The following is a 16252-nucleotide window of genomic DNA, read 5'->3' as shown; positions in this document are numbered from 1 at the left end:
CTTGGGGTAGGATGGCGCCCGTGGCATGCCCGGCGGCCTTTTGTGGCGATCATGTCCGCCGCATCGGCCGCGCGCGCCGCGCCGATGCGCGGCGGTGATCGCGGAATAGCTGGCCGCGGCGCGCCGTTAACTTCTAACAGCCTGCGTTGATCTGTCATGACACTCAATCCATCGTTCGGTACCCGGGAGTCGTACACGCGGACCGCCATCGCGTTTCACTGGCTGATCGCACTGCTGATCGTCTGCGGCTTTGCGCTCGGCTGGGTGATGACCGACATCCCGGGCTTCACGCCCACCAAGCTGCGCTATTTCTCGTGGCACAAATGGATCGGCGTGACCGTGTTCGCGCTCGCGATCGTGCGCATCCTGTGGCGCGCGACCCACGCCTCGCCGCCGATGCCGCGCCGCATGCCCACCTGGCAGCGTGGCGCCGCGCATCTCACACATCTGTTGCTGTACGTGCTGATGATCGTGATTCCCGTGTCCGGCTATCTGTATAGCTCGGCGGCGAACGTGCCGGTCGTCTACCTCGGGCTGATTCCGCTGCCGCGAATCATCGCGCCCGATCCGCACCTGAAGGAAGTGCTGAAGAACCTGCACATCGCGTTGAATTACACGTTGCTCGTGCTGGTCGCGCTACACACCGCGGCGGCGCTCAAGCATCAATGGCTCGATCGCGACGGCCTGCTGTCGCGCATGCTCCCTTTCCTCAAATAAGGACAACCATGAAGGGTTCGTTTTATCGGTACATGCTGGCCGCGTTCGCAGCGGCGTCGCTGAGCGCCGCGGGCGCGGCGCTCGCGCAGGTCGACGTCGCGAAGAGTTCGGTGACGGCTACCTCGAAGCAGATGAACGTGCCGGTCGAAGGCAAGTTCAACAAGTTCACGGCGCAGGTCAGCTTCGATCCGGCCAAACCGACGGTTGGCAGCGCGCAGCTCAACATCGACGTCGCCAGCTACGATCTCGGCGACGAGAGCTACAACGAGCAGGTGCGCGGCAAGGAATGGTTCGACGCGAAGACCTTTCCGAGCGCGACGTTCGTGTCGAGCGCGATCGCGCCGGCCGGCGGCAGCCAGTTCAAGGTGACCGGTAAGCTGACCATCAAGGGCAAGTCGGAGACGGTCGTGGTGCCGGTCACGGTTGGCCAGCAGGGCGCGATGCAGACCTTCGACGGCGCGCTGCCGATCAAGCGCTCGCAGTTCGACATCGGCACCGGCGAATGGAAGGACACATCGGTCGTCGCCGACGAGGTCGTGATCAAGTTTCATATCGTCGCCGCGCGCAAGTAACGCGCACGGCGTGCGCGAGGTCTGCCGCGCCACGTGGGGCGCGGCCGCTTTCCCACCGCAGGCTGCACCGCGATTTTCAACGCAAAACAGGAGCACGAATTGAAAACGTCCATGTTGATCGCTGTTGGCGCGCTGGCTTCGTCGCTGTCGCTCGGCGCCTTCGCCGCCGATACCTATCTGCTTGATCCGATGCATACGTTTCCGAGCTTCGAGGCCGACCACTTTGGCGGTCTGTCGATCTGGCGCGGCAAATTCACGAAGACCACGGGAACGGTGACGCTCGATCGCGCCGCCAAAACCGGCACCGTCGACGTCACCGTCGATCCCGCTTCGGTGCAGACCGGCAACCCGAAGCTCGACGATCACCTGAGGGCCGCCGAGTTCTTCGACGTCGAGAAGTATCCGACCGTCACCTACAAGGGCACCGAGATCAAGTTCGACGGCGACAAGCCCGTCGAGGTGATCGGCACGCTGACGATTCGCGGCATCACGAAGCCGGTGAATCTGAAGATCGATTCGTTCAAGTGCATGCAGCACCCGGTCCTCAAGCGCGAAGTCTGCGGCGTCGAGGCGAGCACCGAATTCAATCGCGCCGATTACGGCATGGAGTTCGGCGCGAAGTACGGCTTCAGCATGCAGACGCGCCTGCATATCCAGTCGGAAGGTATCAAGCAGCAGTAAGCGCGCCGGCCGCTGTTGCGATTCGATCCGCGCTGCGCCGCAATACGAAAACCGCTTCGGTCGTTCACCGACGAAGCGGTTTTTTGTCGCCCGTTGCGAACGCCTCGGCCATGGTGGCGCGCCTCGGCCATTTGTCGCTCGCATCGCTTTTATTTTTTCAGTTAAATAGAGCGCAAGCAGTCATGCCGGTGCTGCGCGTTGCCGGGATGGCCCGGGCGGACGTTATGCGTTCGTGTCGATAAATATTTCGCGCACTACAGGAGATCTGGATGAATGCAACGACAGCAGCAAGCGTCGCGGGAAGCCGGCAGAATTCGTGGCGCGCGGTGGTGGCCGCCTCGATCGGCAACGCGCTCGAATGGTTCGATCTCGTGGTGTACGGCTTTTTCGCCGTGACCATCTCCAAGCTGTTTTTTCCGGCCGGCAACGATACCGTATCGCTGCTGCTCACGCTCGGCACGTTCGGCGTGTCGTTCTTCATGCGGCCGCTCGGCGCGATCGTGATCGGCGCGTACTCGGACCGCGCCGGGCGCAAGGGGGCGCTCACGCTTTCCATCCTGCTGATGATGAGCGGCACGCTGATCATCGCGATTTTGCCGACCTACCAGAGCATCGGTCTCGCCGCGCCGCTGATCCTCGTGCTCGCGCGGCTGATGCAAGGCTTCTCGGCCGGCGGCGAATTCGGCAGCGCGACTGCGTTTCTCGCCGAGCACGTGCCGGGCCGGCGCGGCTTCTACGCGAGCTGGCAGATGGCGAGCCAGGGTCTGACGACGCTGCTCGCGGCCGGTTTCGGCGCGTTGCTGACCGGCCAGCTGTCGCCGGAACAGATGGCATCGTGGGGCTGGCGCGTGCCGTTCTTCTTCGGTCTGCTGATCGGGCCCGTTGCGTTCTACATCCGCACCAGGCTCGACGAGACGCCCGAATTCCTCGCCGCCGAAACGACGCAGACGCCGCTGCGCGATACGTTCGCGACGCAGAAGCTGCGGCTCGTGATCGCGATGGGCGTGGTGATCCTCGGGACCGTGTCCGCGTATCTGATGCTGTTCATGCCGACCTATGGCGTGCGGCAACTGGGCCTCGCGCCGTCGGTCGCGTTCTCGGCGATCGCGGTGACGGGTCTGATCCAGATGGTGTTCTCGCCGGTGGCCGGGCATTGGTCGGACCTGCATGGACGCACACGCATCATGCTGGGCGCGGCCGTGCTGCTGTTCGTGCTCGTCTATCCGGCGTTCGCGTTCCTGATCGCGCATCCGAGCTTCGGCACGCTGATCGTGTGGCAGATCGTGTTCGGTTTTCTCGTCAGCGGCTACTTCGGCGCGACGCCGGGACTGCTGTCGGAGATATTCCCGGTGCAGACGCGCACGACCGGCATGTCGCTCGCGTATAACATCGCGGTGACGATCTTCGGCGGCTTCGGGCCGTTCATCATCGCGTGGCTGATCAGCGCGACCGGTTCGAAGGCAGCGCCGAGCTACTACGTGATGTTTGCCGCGCTGCTGAGCATCGCGGCGCTGATCGGCGCACGGCGCAAGCTGGGGTTCCGCTAGGAACGAGGCGGTAACGACGGCGTATGTAAACGCAAAAGGCCGGTTCGACAGAACCGGCCTTTTTTATTCCGCGCATCCCCAGCGGTTACGCGCGCATCAAACCTGGGCGCCCGCGTTCGGATCGTCCGGATCGACGCGTTCCTTCTTGTCCTTGATCAGGTCTTCGCGCTTGACGCCGAACCACATGGCAAGAGCCGCGGCGACGAACACCGACGAGTAGATACCGAACAGAATACCGACCGTCAGCGCGAGCGCGAAGTAGTGCAGCGTCGGGCCGCCGAACAGGAACATCGACAGCACCATCATCTGCGTACAGCCGTGCGTGATGACGGTTCGCGACATCGTGCTGGTGATTGCGTGGTTGATCACTTCGATCACGGTCATCTTGCGTTCGCGGCGGAAGGTTTCGCGAATCCGGTCGAAGATAACGACCGACTCGTTGACCGAATAGCCGAGCACCGCGAGCACCGCGGCCAGCACCGACAGCGAGAACTCCCACTGGAAGAACGCGAAGAAGCCGAGAATGATGACGACGTCGTGCAGGTTGGCGATCACGCCGGCGATCGCGTACTTCCATTCGAAGCGGAACGACAGGTAGATCACGATGCCGGCCACCACGCAGGCGAGCGCGAGCAGACCGTCGGTGGCGAGCTCCTTGCCGACCTGCGGACCGACGAACTCGACGCGCTGCAACTGCACTTCCGGCGTGTCGGCCTTCAGCGCGCCCATCACCTGGTCGCTCTGCTGCGCGGACGTGTAGCCCGTCTTCAGCGGCAGACGGATCAGTACGTCGCGCGAGGAGCCGAAGTTCTGCACCTGCGCGTCGGCATAGCCGAGCTTGCCGAGCGTGTTACGCACCGGGTCGAGCGGCACCGCGCCCGGATACTGCACCTCGATCACGGTACCGCCGGTGAATTCCACCGACAGATGCAGCCCGCGATGCACGAGGAAGAACACGGCGGCGAGGAAGGTGATCAGCGAGATCGCGTTGAAGATCAACGCGCGCTGCATGAACGGAATGTCTTTGCGGAAACGGAAAAATTCCATGGTCTTGTTCTCCGGGACTCAGCGGGATGAACCCGGTTTTTGCCGCGTCGAGTCATTCGACGTCGGCGTGCCCGGCGCATTGCGGCGACGCACGGTCGGCTTCGAGCGACCCTGCGCGCCGGCTGCGGCCGGTGCCTTCGAGCTTGCCTTCGCTTTCGCCTTCGCCGTGGCGATGGCCTGCGCGGTGTCGGTCGCGGCGTCGCTGCCGCCGAGGGTGTTGCCGGCATACGCGGCCGAGCCTGCCGCCGCCGTTTGCGGACGCCACACCTGGCCGATCGACAGCGACTTCAGCTTCTTCTTGCCGCCGTACCAGAAGTTGACCAGGCCGCGCGAGAAGAACACCGCCGAGAACATCGACGTCAGAATGCCGATACAGTGGACGATCGCGAAGCCGCGCACCGGACCGGAGCCGAACGCGAGCAGCGCGAGGCCGGCGATCAGCGTGGTCACGTTCGAGTCGAGAATCGTCGCCCATGCATGCGCGTAGCCGTTCTGGATGGCCAGTTGCGGCGGCGCGCCGTGGCGCAGTTCCTCGCGCACGCGCTCGTTGATCAGCACGTTCGCGTCGATCGCCATACCGAGCGCGAGCGCGATAGCGGCGATACCCGGCAGCGTGAGCGTGGCCTGCAGCATCGACAGCACCGCGACCAGCAGCAGCAGGTTCACGGACAGGCCGATCATCGAGATCACGCCGAACAGCATGTAGTACGCGCTCATGAATACGGCGATGGCCGCGAAGCCCCACACGACCGAGTGGAAGCCCTTCTTGATGTTGTCGGCGCCGAGGCTCGGGCCGATCGTGCGTTCCTCGATGATTTCCATCGGCGCGGCGAGCGAACCGGCGCGCAGCAGCAGCGCGAGGTCGGCGGCCGCTTGCGGGGTCGGCTGGCCGGTGATCTGGAAGCGGTCGCCCAGTTCCGACTGAATCGTCGCGACGGTCAGCACTTCGCCCTTGCCGCGCTCGAACAGCACCATCGCCATTGGCTTGCCGATGTTGTCACGCGATACCGCGCGCACCGCGCGGCCGCCGGCCGAGTCGAGACGGATATTGACCGACGGACGCTGATGCTCGTCGAAGCCCGCCGACGCGTCGATGATGCGGTCGCCGGTGAAGATCACCTGCTTGCGCAGCAGCACCGGCGCCTGGTTGCCTTGCGTGAAGAGTTCATCGCCCGGCGGCACCGGGTCGTTCGGGTTCGGATGCGTGTTGACCGGATCGGCGAGGCGCGCTTCGAGCGTCGCCGTGCGGCCGATGATGTCCTTCGCCTTCGCGGTGTCCTGCACGCCCGGCAGCTCGACGACAATGCGGTCCGTGCCCTGTTGCTGGATCACCGGCTCGGCCACGCCGAGTTCGTTCACGCGGTTATGCAGCGTCGTGATGTTCTGCTTGAGCGCGGCGTCCTGCACCGCGCGCTGCACGGCCGGCGTAAAGGTGCCGACGAGCTGCACGCCGCCGTCCGCGCCGGTGTTCGGCTGCGACGCCCACTGCAGTTCGCTGACGCTGCGGCCGAGCAGCTTGAGTGCCGCGTCCGCCGTGGCCTGGTCGGCCAGATTCACCACCACCGACTGGTTCACGCGATTCACGCCGCCGTCGCGCACGTTGTTGTCGCGCAGGAGCGTGCGCACGTCCGAGGCGTCCGAGTCGAGCTTCTTGTTCAGCGCGCCGGCCATGTCGACCTGCAGCAGGAAGTGCACACCGCCGCGCAGGTCGAGACCGAGGTACATCGGCAGCGCGCGCAGCGCGGTCATCCAGGTCGGCGACGCGCTTTGCAGGTTCAGTGCGACGACGTACTGCGGATCGTTCGGGTCGCTATTGAGCGACTTCTGCAGCAGGTCTTTCACGCGCAGCTGCGTGTCCGTGTCCGTCAGGCGCACGCGGATGTTCGCGTTGTTCTGCGAGTTGTCGAACGTGATTGCGGTCGGCTTGATGTGATTGCCCGCGAGCGCGGCTTCGATCGACGCTAGTGTGGCGGCGTCGAGTCTGACCGTGGCCTTGCCGCTCGACACCTGCACCGCCGGCGCTTCGCCGTACAGATTGGGCAGCGTGTACACGAGGCCGATGACCAGAGCCACCAGCATCACGGCATATTTCCAGAGGGGGTAGCGATTCATGAGTGGTCCAACGGGAAGGTTGGCTTGGATGCGATGCGTCCGGCGATGAGCGCGGGCCGTTCAGCGAACTGCCTGAACCGCCGGCGAGGCCGCACCGGACGCGGGGAGTGCAGGCCTTACAGCGACTTGATCGTGCCCTTCGGGAGAATTGTCGTGACCGACGCCTTTTGCACGGTGACTTCCGTGCCTTCCGAGATTTCGATGCCGACGTAGGCTTCGCCCACCTTCGTCACCTTGCCGACGATGCCGCCGTTCGTCACGACTTCATCGCCCCTGGCCATCGCTGCGAGCATGTTGCGATGTTCCTTCTGACGCTTCATTTGCGGGCGAATCATGATGAAGTACAGCACGCCGAACATCAGGATCAGCGGCAGGAAGCTCATCAGGTTCGATTCGATACCACCTGCTGCTGCGCCTTGCGCGAAGGCATTGGAAATGAACGACACGTTGGTCTCTCCGTTATCAGTCAAACGATCAAAAAAATCAGCCGATTATTCTACCACCGGCCACACGCGCGCCGGCGCGGCAAATCGGCTTTGGGATCAACCGTTTAAAGGTCCGATTCGGGGCAAATTCAGCGGCCGGCGAAAGTAAATTGTAAGTTGTCCGCGTGCGGCATGCGCAATCCATGTGGCGGGCCGTCAGGACGACGGTTCGACGCCGCGCGCGCGGTCTTCGTGGAAACGCTTGCGGAACGCGTCGAACAGTGTCGCCTCGATCGCATCGCGCATTTCCTGCATCAGTTCCAGGTAGTAATGCAGGTTGTGGATCGTGTTCAGCTGCGCGCCGAGAATTTCGCCGACGCGATGCAGGTGGTGCAGATAGCCGCGCGTGAAATTGCGGCAGGTGTAGCAGCCGCATTGATCGTCGAGCGGGCGCAGCGAGTTCCTGTGCGTCGCGTTGCGGATCTTGATGTCGCCGAAACGCGTGAAGAGCCAGCCGTTGCGCGCGTTGCGCGTGGGCATCACGCAGTCGAACATGTCGACGCCGGCCGCGACGCCGGCCACCAGGTCTTCCGGCGTGCCGACGCCCATCAGGTAGTGCGGCTTGTCGGCCGGCAGCTTCGGGCCGACGTGGTTCAGGATCCGCATCATGTCTTCCTTCGGCTCGCCGACCGACAGACCGCCGATCGCGAGGCCGTGGAAGTTCTTCTCCGCGAGGCCGGCGAGCGACTCGTCGCGCAGATCCTCGAACATGCCGCCCTGCACGATGCCGAATAGTGCATTCGGATTGCCGAGGCGCTCGAATTCGTCGATCGAGCGTTGCGCCCAGCGCATCGACATGCGCATCGATTCGGCGGCTTCCTTGTGCGAGGTCGGGATGTTGTTGGTCGCGTACGGCGTGCATTCGTCGAACTGCATCACGATGTCCGAGTTCAGCACCTTCTGGATCTGCATCGACACTTCCGGCGACAGGAACAGCCGGTCGCCGTTGATCGGCGACGCGAACGTGACGCCGTCCTCGGTGATCTTGCGCAGATCGCCGAGCGAGAACACCTGGAAGCCGCCCGAGTCGGTCAGGATCGGCTTCTTCCAGCCCATGAAGCCGTGCAGGCCGCCGTGCGCCTCGATGGTTTCGAGGCCGGGTCGCAGCCACAGGTGAAACGTATTGCCGAGGATGATCTGCGCGTGCATTTCGTCGAGCTCGCGCGGCTGGACCGCCTTCACGGTGCCGTAGGTGCCGACCGGCATGAAGATCGGCGTCTCCACCACGCCGTGATTGAGCGTGACGCGGCCGCGGCGCGCGAGGCCGTCGGTGCCGAGCAGTTCGAATTTGAGGCCGTTCTCGGGGCGCTCGTGGGCAGACTGTTGCGAGGGATGACCAAGGGTCATGGGGATCACTCCTGGGCGACCGGAAAACAGTCCGGCGCAATCAATGAAAACCGCCACGAGGGATCGCGGCGGCTAGGAAAACTGCCAATACGCTGAAGCAGTGCTCGAACCGGCTCATGCATCGCGCCGCGTGAGCAGCATCGCGTCACCGTAGCTGAAAAAACGATAGCGCTCGTCGATCGCATGACGGTACGCGGCGCGAATCGTCTCGACGCCGGCGAACGCCGACACCAGCATCAGCAGCGTAGATTTCGGCAAATGGAAGTTCGTGACCAGCCGGTCGACCACGCGGAACCGGTAGCCCGGCGTGATGAAGATGTCGGTTTCCGCGCTCGCCGCGCCGAGCGGATGGCCGGCGGCTTCGGCGTCGCGCGCGGCGGCTTCGAGCGCGCGCATCGACGTCGTGCCGACCGCGATCACGCGGTTGCCGCGCGCTTTGGTCGCGGCGATCTTGTCCGCGAGCGCTTGCGGCAGGTGATACCACTCGCTGTGCATCTTGTGCTCGGCGATGTTTTCGACGCGCACCGGCTGAAACGTGCCCGCGCCGACGTGCAGCGTCAGCGTCGCGCGGTCGATGCCGAGGGCGTCGAGGCGGGCGAGCAGCGTGTCGTCGAAGTGCAGGCCGGCGGTCGGCGCGGCGACCGCGCCCGGGTTCTGCGCGAATACGGTCTGATAGCGGGTTTCGTCGGTCGCGTCGGGGTCGTGCTCGATGTACGGCGGCAGCGGCAGACGGCCGTACTGCTCGATCAGCGTCAGGCAGTCGTCGGGGAAATGCAGCGTGTAGAACTGATCGACGCGCTCGCCGACGGTGACGTCGAACGCATCCGCGAGACGGATCGTCGTGCCCGCCTGCGGGCTCTTGCTCGCCCGGATCTGCGCGAGCGCGCTGCGCTCGCCAGTCAGGCGCTCGACCAGCACTTCGATCTTGCCGCCGCTCGACTTCTGGCCGAAGAAGCGCGCCTTCAGCACTTTGGTATCGTTGAAGACGAGCAGATCGCCCGGCGCGAGGCACTCGGGCAGTTCGGTGAAGCGGCGGTCGATCAGGCGCGCGGCGCCGTCGGCGGCGCCTGCGGCGTCCACGTCGAGCAGACGGCTTGCGCTGCGCTCGGGCAGCGCGACTTGCGCGATCAGCTCGGGCGGCAGATCGAAATCGAAATCGGAAAGCGTAAACATGCGAACGACTGGAAGCGGGTTGGGACTGAATTGGGACTGAATTGAGCCGAAGCCGGAGCCGGGCGGCTATGATGACGGGACGCCGAAGCGGCCCGCGCGCTTTGTGCCGCATCCTGCCTACGCTGGACGCGCGAAGGGCGGCACGACTTCTTTTCGACAGCACCCGATATTGTACTTGCGAAGCAGCCTATGCCTTTGTCCGACCGCCGATCGTCCGTTGCCACCCTCGAATCGGGCGCCGAACCGCGGCGCCGCGGTGCGCGGGCGGAGGCGGGGGAGCGGGATGCGGCGCAAGCGGGCGCGCAAGGCGGCATGATGGCCGCTGGCCACGATGCCGGGCGCGACGGCGACAAGCCCGGCGGCCACGCGGGCGACCCGCCGGATCAATTCGCCGCCGACCACGCGAGCGACGACAAACCCGCCGCCAAAACCAAAGGCGCGGCAAAAGCCGCCGCCAAAGCCCCGGTCAAAACCGCCGACAAGCTCGCCAAACTCGGCCTCACGCGCGACATCGACCTCGTGCTGCATCTGCCGATGCGCTACGAAGACGAAACCTCGCTGACGCCGATCGGTCACATGCTGCCCGGCGGCATCGCGCAAACCGAAGGCGTGGTGTTCGACAACGAGATCGCCTATCGCCCGCGCCGGCAGTTGCTCGTGAAGCTGCGCGACGCCGACGGCGACGAACTCGTGCTGCGCTTTCTGAATTTCTACGGCTCGCAGGTCAAGCAGATGGCGCCCGGCGCGCGCCTGCGCGTGCGCGGCGACGTGCGGGGCGGCTTCTTCGGCATGGAGATGGTGCACCCGACCGTGCGCGTCGTCGATGAAGACACGCCGCTGCCGCAGGCGCTGACGCCGGTCTATCCGAGCACCGCGGGCGTGTCGCAGGCGTATCTGCGCAAGGCGATCGACAACGCGCTCGCGCGCACGTCGCTGCCGGAGCTGCTGCCCGCGCCGGTCGCGCGCGCGTTTCTCGAACCGCTCGGCGTGCCGGCGCTGATGGACGCGGTGCGCACGCTGCATCATCCGGGCCCGCAGTCGGACGAAACGGCGCTGATCGACGGCACGCATCCGGCCTGGGTGCGCATCAAGTTCGAGGAGCTGCTCGCGCAGCAGATGTCGCTGAAGCGCGCGCACGACGAGCGGCGCACGCGCGCCGCGCCGGCCATGCCGCGCCGCAAGCTCGGCGACGAGTCGGCGCTGGTCGCGCGGCTGCTGAAGGCGCTGCCGTTTTCGCTGACGGCCGCGCAGCAGCGCGTCGGCGGCGAGATCGCACTCGATCTGACGCAGCCGCATCCGATGCAGCGGCTGTTGCAGGGCGACGTCGGCAGCGGCAAGACGATCGTCGCGGCGCTCGCCGCCGCGCAGGCGATCGACGCCGGCTACCAGGCCGCGCTGATGGCGCCGACCGAAATTCTCGCCGAGCAGCACGCGCGCAAATTGCGCGGCTGGCTCGAGCCGCTCGGCGTGAGTGTCGCGTGGCTCGCGGGCAGTCTGAAGACGAAGGAGAAGCGCGCCGCGATCGAAGCGGCCGCGCTCGGCACCGCGCAGCTCGTGATCGGCACGCACGCGATCATCCAGGACGCGGTCGAGTTCGCGCGCCTCGGACTCGTGATCGTCGACGAGCAGCATCGCTTCGGCGTCGCGCAACGGCTCGCGTTGCGCGCGAAGGCGCAGGGCGCCGCCGACGGCGCGGCCGACTTCCAGCCGCATCAACTCATGATGTCCGCGACGCCGATTCCGCGCACACTCGCCATGACCTACTACGCGGACCTCGACGTCTCCACGATCGACGAACTGCCGCCCGGCCGCACCCCGATCCTCACGAAGCTCGTGTCCGACGCGCGCCGCGAAGAGGTGATCGGCCGCGTGCGCGAGGCGGCGTTGACGGGGCGCCAGGTGTACTGGGTGTGTCCGCTGATCGAGGAAAGCGAGACCCTGCAGTTGCAAACCGCGGTCGAGACCTACGAGACGCTGGTGGCCGCGCTGCCCGAGCTGAAGGTCGGGCTGGTGCACGGGCGCCTCGCGCCCGCCGAAAAGGCCACGGTGATGGACGCGTTCTCGCGCAGCGAGATCCAGCTGCTGGTCGCGACCACGGTGATCGAAGTCGGCGTCGACGTGCCGAACGCATCGTTGATGGTGATCGAGCATGCGGAGCGCTTCGGTCTCGCGCAGCTGCATCAGTTGCGCGGACGCGTGGGGCGCGGCAGCGCCGCGTCGGTCTGCGTGCTGCTCTACACCGGACCGCTGTCGATGACCGCCCGCGCGCGCCTGCAAACGATGCGCGAAACCACCGACGGCTTCGAGATCGCCCGCCGCGACCTCGAAATCCGCGGGCCTGGCGAGTTCCTCGGCGCGCGGCAGTCAGGCGCCGCGATGCTGCGTTTCGCCGACCTGCAGAACGATCAGCACCTGATCGAGCCGGCGCGCGAAGCCGCCGCGACGCTGCTCGACCAATATCCGGACGTGGTCATCCAGCATCTGGCGCGCTGGCTCGGCGCGCGCGAGCAGTATCTGAAGGCCTGAGCGCCGTCCCCGCCGCAAGCACAACGGCTAAAAAGTTGGCGAACCGACCCTATAGGTGTATAACTAGAACCTATCGAATCCATCGGACTGATTGATCCCCGAATGACGCTCACCGAATTGAAATACATCGTGGCGGTGGCCCGCGAGCGGCACTTCGGCCGTGCCGCCGAAGCGTGTTTCGTCAGCCAGCCCACGCTGTCCGTCGCCATCAAGAAGCTCGAAGACGAGCTGAACGTGCAGATTTTCGAGCGCGGAACCAGCGAGGTCAGCGTGACGCCGATCGGCGAACAGATCGTTACGCAGGCGCAACGCGTGCTCGAGCAGACGCTCGCGATCAAGGAAATCGCCAAGCAGGGCAAGGACCCGCTGCTCGGTCCGCTGCGCCTCGGCGTGATCTACACGATCGGACCGTACCTGCTGCCGACGCTCGTCAAGCAGATGATCCGGCGCGTGCCGCAAATGCCGCTGATGCTGCAGGAAAACTACACGCTGAAGCTGATCGAGCTGCTCAAGCAGGGCGAAATCGACGTGGCGATCATGGCGCTGCCGTTTCCCGAAACCGGGCTGATGCTGCGTCCGCTGTACGACGAGCCGTTCGTCGTCGCGCTGCCGTCCGGCCACGCATGGGAAAGCCGCCCGAAGATCGACCCCGACGACCTGAAGCAGGAAACCATGCTGCTGCTCGGCAGCGGCCACTGCTTCCGCGATCACGTGCTCGGCGTGTGTCCCGAGCTGATGCGCTTTTCGCAGAACGCCGACGGCATCCAGAAGACCTTCGAGGGCTCGTCGCTCGAAACGATTCGTCATATGGTCGCAAGCGGCGTCGGCATTACCGTGCTGCCGCGCATGTCGGTGCACGAGGTCAAGCCACATGCGGGCGGTATCGACGCGGGCCTGCTCAGCTATGTCGCGTTCGACGAGCCGGTGCCCGATCGCCGCGTCGTGCTGGCATGGCGCAAGAGCTTCACGCGCATGCCCGCGATCGACGCGATCTGCGATGCCGTCGCCGCGTGCGACCTGCCGGGCGTCAAAAAGCTCGATCTGCCCGCCGCCGTCAACTGACTCGCCATCATCCGCAGCCGCGCCGGACACCGGTGCGGCCTGCCGCAAAAAGGGCGCAAGCCCTATCGAATAGATTAAATTAATCAAATACGAATATTCGATAGATGTTGCTATAGTTTCCTCCACGGATCGCCCGATCCCTTTATTCGATAAGGCTCAGCGCCCAGACTCCGAGTCGGGGCGCGAGACAAGCCAGGAGGAAAACACCATGCAAGCGCCTTCACAGCCCATCCACGCTTTTCCCCCGCAACCGGCCACGACGGCCGCCGCGCCGAGTATCCGGACGGTCGCCGTGTCGTTGCTGGCCGACCGGGTGCTGGCCGCCTGACGTGCCTACCCGTGACGGCGTCCGTCACGCACGGATGTCACATGCTTTTCCCCCGATTCGATAGAAACCACGCAGGAGTGCCCATGTCCGAACGTAAGCTCACCAATGCCGCCGGCGCGCCCGTCGCCGATAACCAGAACTCGATGACCGCCGGCCCGCGTGGCCCCGTGGTGCTGCAGGACGTCTGGCTGCTCGAAAAGCTCGCGCACTTCGATCGCGAAGTGATTCCCGAGCGGCGCGTTCACGCGAAGGGTTCGGGCGCGTTCGGCACGCTGACGGTGACGCACGACATTTCGCGCTACACGAAGGCGAAGGTATTCGCGCAGGTCGGCGAGGAAACGCCGCTTTTCATGCGCTTTTCGACGGTGGCCGGCGAGCGTGGCGCGGCCGACGCCGAGCGCGACGTGCGCGGCTTCTCGATCAAGTTCTACACCGGGGAAGGCAACTGGGACGTGGTCGGCAACAACACGCCGGTGTTCTTCATTCGCGATCCGCTCAAGTTTCCGGACTTCATTCATACGCAGAAGCGTGATCCGTACACGAATCTGCGCAGCAACGTCGCCGCGTGGGACTTCTGGTCGAGTCATCCGGAGTCGCTGCATCAGGTGACGATTCTGATGAGCGATCGCGGCATTCCGAAGAACTACCGGCAGATGCACGGCTTCGGCTCGCACACGTACTCGTTCATCAACGCGAGCAACGAGCGTTTCTGGGTCAAGTTCCACTTCAAGTCGCTGCAAGGCATCGAGAACTTCACCGACGCCGATGCCGCGCAGGTAGTCGCCGATGACCGCGAAAGCGCGCAGCGCGATCTGGTGAACAGCATCGACGCGGGCAACTTTCCGAAGTGGCGCTTCGCAATTCAGGTGATGCCGGAAGCGGATGCGGCGAACTACCGCTTCAATCCGTTCGACATCACGAAGGTGTGGTCGCAGAAGGACTATCCGTTGATCGACGTCGGCACGCTCGAACTGAATCGCAACGCGGCGAACTATTTCGCGGACGTCGAGCAGGCGGCGTTCACGCCGGCGAACGTGGTGCCGGGCATCGGATTTTCGCCGGACCGTCTGTTGCAGGGGCGGCTGTTCTCGTACGGCGATACGCAGCGTTACCGGCTCGGCATCAATCATCACCAGATTCCGGTGAATGCGCCGCGCGTGCCGAACCCGCATTCGTTTCATCGCGATGGCGCGCTGCGCACCGACGGCAATCGCGGCGGCAACGTGAATTACGAGCCGAATCGCTTCGGCGACTTCGTGCAGGACGCGAACGCGTCCGAGCCGCCGCTCGCGGCGGGCGCGGTCGCGCGTTACGAGCATCGCGAGGACGACGACTACTACACGCAGCCGCGCATGTTGTTCGCGCTGTTCGACGACGCGCAACGTGAGCGTCTGTTCGGCAATATCGCGCGACATATCGACGGCGTGCCGCAGGAGATCGTCGCGCGTCAGATCGAGCATTTCCGCCGCGCCGATCCGGCTTACGCGGAAGGTGTGATCGCGGCGCTCGCCGCGTTGCGGGAAGGCAGGAACCGCTAGGCGTCATATACGCGGCGGATGGTAAAGCAGTGGCAAAGTAATCGACGGCGCGGCGCATTGCTGCGGTCCGTCACGAGACGAACCCGGAGTACGATCATGATTCGGATGATGATGGCGAGCATTGGCGGTCGGGCCGCCGCGCCGAGCATGCAGGCGCAATGGCAGGCGTTGATGTTTCGCAAGGCGCTGGGCTTTGCGATCGTCGCGAGCGGCTTTGCGGTAATCGCCGCGCAGGCGTTGCAACACGCACTGGGCGGCTGAGCGCTGTACCGCCAGAATGGCTGCGCAGCAAGGCTCTCGGGCACGCGTTGCGCAAACCTTGCGGCATTCACGCTACACTGTCGAACGTTTTATTCGTGTTTTCGCTGACCGTCATCTGCCGACCGGTTCGTATCACTCTTCAAAGGAGTCATCATGGCCAAGAAAGAAGCCGCCGCAGCAGTACAGCACGTCAACATCGGGATCAGCGACAAGGATCGCAAGAAGATCGCCGAAGGGCTGTCGCGTCTGCTCGCCGACACCTACACGCTGTACCTGAAGACCCACAACTTCCACTGGAACGTCACGGGTCCGATGTTCAATACGCTGCACCTGATGTTCGAAACGCAGTACAACGAACTCGCGCTCGCGGTCGACTCGATCGCCGAACGCATCCGCGCATTGGGCGTGCATGCGCCGGGCAGCTACAAGGATTTCGCGAAGCTGTCGTCGATCCCCGAAGCGGACGGCGTGCCGGCCGCGGAAGACATGATCCGTCAGCTGGTCGAAGGTCAGGAAGCGGTGGTGCGCACCGCGCGCGCGATTTTCCCGTCGACGGAAGCCGCCAACGACGAGCCGACCGCCGACCTGCTCACGCAACGCATGCAGACACACGAAAAGACCGCATGGATGCTGCGCTCGCTGCTCGCCTGATTTGGCGCAGCCGAGCCGGTCAAGTCGAGTCCGATGCCGGCGCCGGCATCGCGCGCGCCGTGCTAAAAACGCACAAGCCTCCCTGCACGGGAGGCTTTGTTTTTTGCGCCGCTGCCGCACGACGCACAGATTCGAGCGCGTGGCACTTCGATACGCGGCCGCGCGAATCCTGGGCCGCCGTGCGCTTCCCGTAAAATAGGCGCAC

The 16252-nt window shown here is 64.9% G+C and carries 14 protein-coding genes; 9 read left to right on the top strand and 5 right to left on the bottom strand.

The annotated features are described in order from the left end of the window. Window positions 1–156: 156 nt before the first annotated feature. The 4 genes from HDG33_RS24325 (at window position 157) to HDG33_RS24310 (ending at window position 3517) form a co-directional block, all read left to right on the top strand. Window positions 157–717, top strand: coding sequence for a cytochrome b (locus HDG33_RS24325; protein ID WP_184034542.1), 561 nt, complete (start codon window positions 157–159; stop codon window positions 715–717). Window positions 718–725: 8 nt separating this feature from the next. After that, window positions 726–1289 carry a YceI family protein gene (locus HDG33_RS24320; RefSeq protein WP_184034539.1) on the top strand — a complete coding sequence of 188 codons (564 nt, stop codon included), beginning with the start codon at window positions 726–728 and terminating at the stop codon, window positions 1287–1289. A gap of 111 nt (window positions 1290–1400) precedes the next feature. Then, on the top strand, window positions 1401–1970 hold the full coding sequence (locus HDG33_RS24315; protein WP_184034536.1) for a YceI family protein: 570 nt from the start codon (window positions 1401–1403) through the stop codon (window positions 1968–1970). Between the two features lie 269 nt (window positions 1971–2239). After that, window positions 2240–3517 (top strand): MFS transporter, encoded by a 1278-nt coding sequence (locus HDG33_RS24310; RefSeq protein WP_184034533.1) that lies wholly within the window; start codon window positions 2240–2242, stop codon window positions 3515–3517. 96 nt (window positions 3518–3613) lie between these two features. Here the strand turns inward: HDG33_RS24310 and secF are convergent, their stop codons facing one another. The 5 genes from secF to queA all read right to left on the bottom strand — a co-directional run bounded on the left by secF (window position 3614) and on the right by queA (window position 9681). Further along, window positions 3614–4564, bottom strand: a complete 951-nt coding sequence (secF, locus tag HDG33_RS24305; RefSeq protein WP_184034530.1) for a protein translocase subunit SecF — start codon at window positions 4562–4564, stop codon at window positions 3614–3616. An 18-nt stretch (window positions 4565–4582) separates the two neighbouring features. Beyond that, the gene (gene secD, locus HDG33_RS24300) at window positions 4583–6676 is read right to left on the bottom strand and encodes a protein translocase subunit SecD (RefSeq protein ID WP_184034527.1); all 2094 of its coding nucleotides are present in this window, start codon (window positions 6674–6676) and stop codon (window positions 4583–4585) included. 116 nt (window positions 6677–6792) lie between these two features. Continuing rightward, window positions 6793–7122 (bottom strand): preprotein translocase subunit YajC, encoded by a 330-nt coding sequence (yajC, locus tag HDG33_RS24295; protein WP_184034524.1) that lies wholly within the window; start codon window positions 7120–7122, stop codon window positions 6793–6795. Window positions 7123–7317: 195 nt separating this feature from the next. Next, entirely contained in the window at window positions 7318–8508 is a 1191-nt protein-coding gene (gene tgt / locus HDG33_RS24290) for a tRNA guanosine(34) transglycosylase Tgt (protein WP_184034521.1), read from the bottom strand. Between the two features lie 114 nt (window positions 8509–8622). After that, window positions 8623–9681, bottom strand: coding sequence for a tRNA preQ1(34) S-adenosylmethionine ribosyltransferase-isomerase QueA (gene queA / locus HDG33_RS24285; RefSeq protein WP_184034518.1), 1059 nt, complete (start codon window positions 9679–9681; stop codon window positions 8623–8625). A 189-nt stretch (window positions 9682–9870) separates the two neighbouring features. Between queA and recG the strand changes: the two genes are divergently transcribed. The 5 genes from recG (at window position 9871) to HDG33_RS24260 (ending at window position 16047) form a co-directional block, all read left to right on the top strand. Next, entirely contained in the window at window positions 9871–12207 is a 2337-nt protein-coding gene (recG, locus tag HDG33_RS24280) for an ATP-dependent DNA helicase RecG (protein ID WP_184034515.1), read from the top strand. A 102-nt stretch (window positions 12208–12309) separates the two neighbouring features. Beyond that, window positions 12310–13269, top strand: a complete 960-nt coding sequence (locus HDG33_RS24275) for a LysR substrate-binding domain-containing protein (protein WP_184034512.1) — start codon at window positions 12310–12312, stop codon at window positions 13267–13269. 411 nt (window positions 13270–13680) lie between these two features. Next, window positions 13681–15135, top strand: coding sequence for a catalase (locus HDG33_RS24270; RefSeq protein WP_184034509.1), 1455 nt, complete (start codon window positions 13681–13683; stop codon window positions 15133–15135). A 96-nt stretch (window positions 15136–15231) separates the two neighbouring features. Continuing rightward, window positions 15232–15396 carry a hypothetical protein gene (locus HDG33_RS24265; protein WP_184034506.1) on the top strand — a complete coding sequence of 55 codons (165 nt, stop codon included), beginning with the start codon at window positions 15232–15234 and terminating at the stop codon, window positions 15394–15396. A 153-nt stretch (window positions 15397–15549) separates the two neighbouring features. Then, a complete protein-coding gene (locus tag HDG33_RS24260) occupies window positions 15550–16047 on the top strand; it encodes a Dps family protein (protein WP_184034504.1) in 498 nt (165 codons plus the stop codon). Window positions 16048–16252: the final 205 nt, after the last annotated feature.

Source organism: Paraburkholderia sp. Cpub6, from assembly GCF_014201065.1.
Taxonomy (GTDB): domain Bacteria; phylum Pseudomonadota; class Gammaproteobacteria; order Burkholderiales; family Burkholderiaceae; genus Paraburkholderia; species Paraburkholderia tuberum.
Note: the sequence above shows the minus strand (reverse complement) of the source record. Positions and strands in the feature narration are given on the sequence as shown.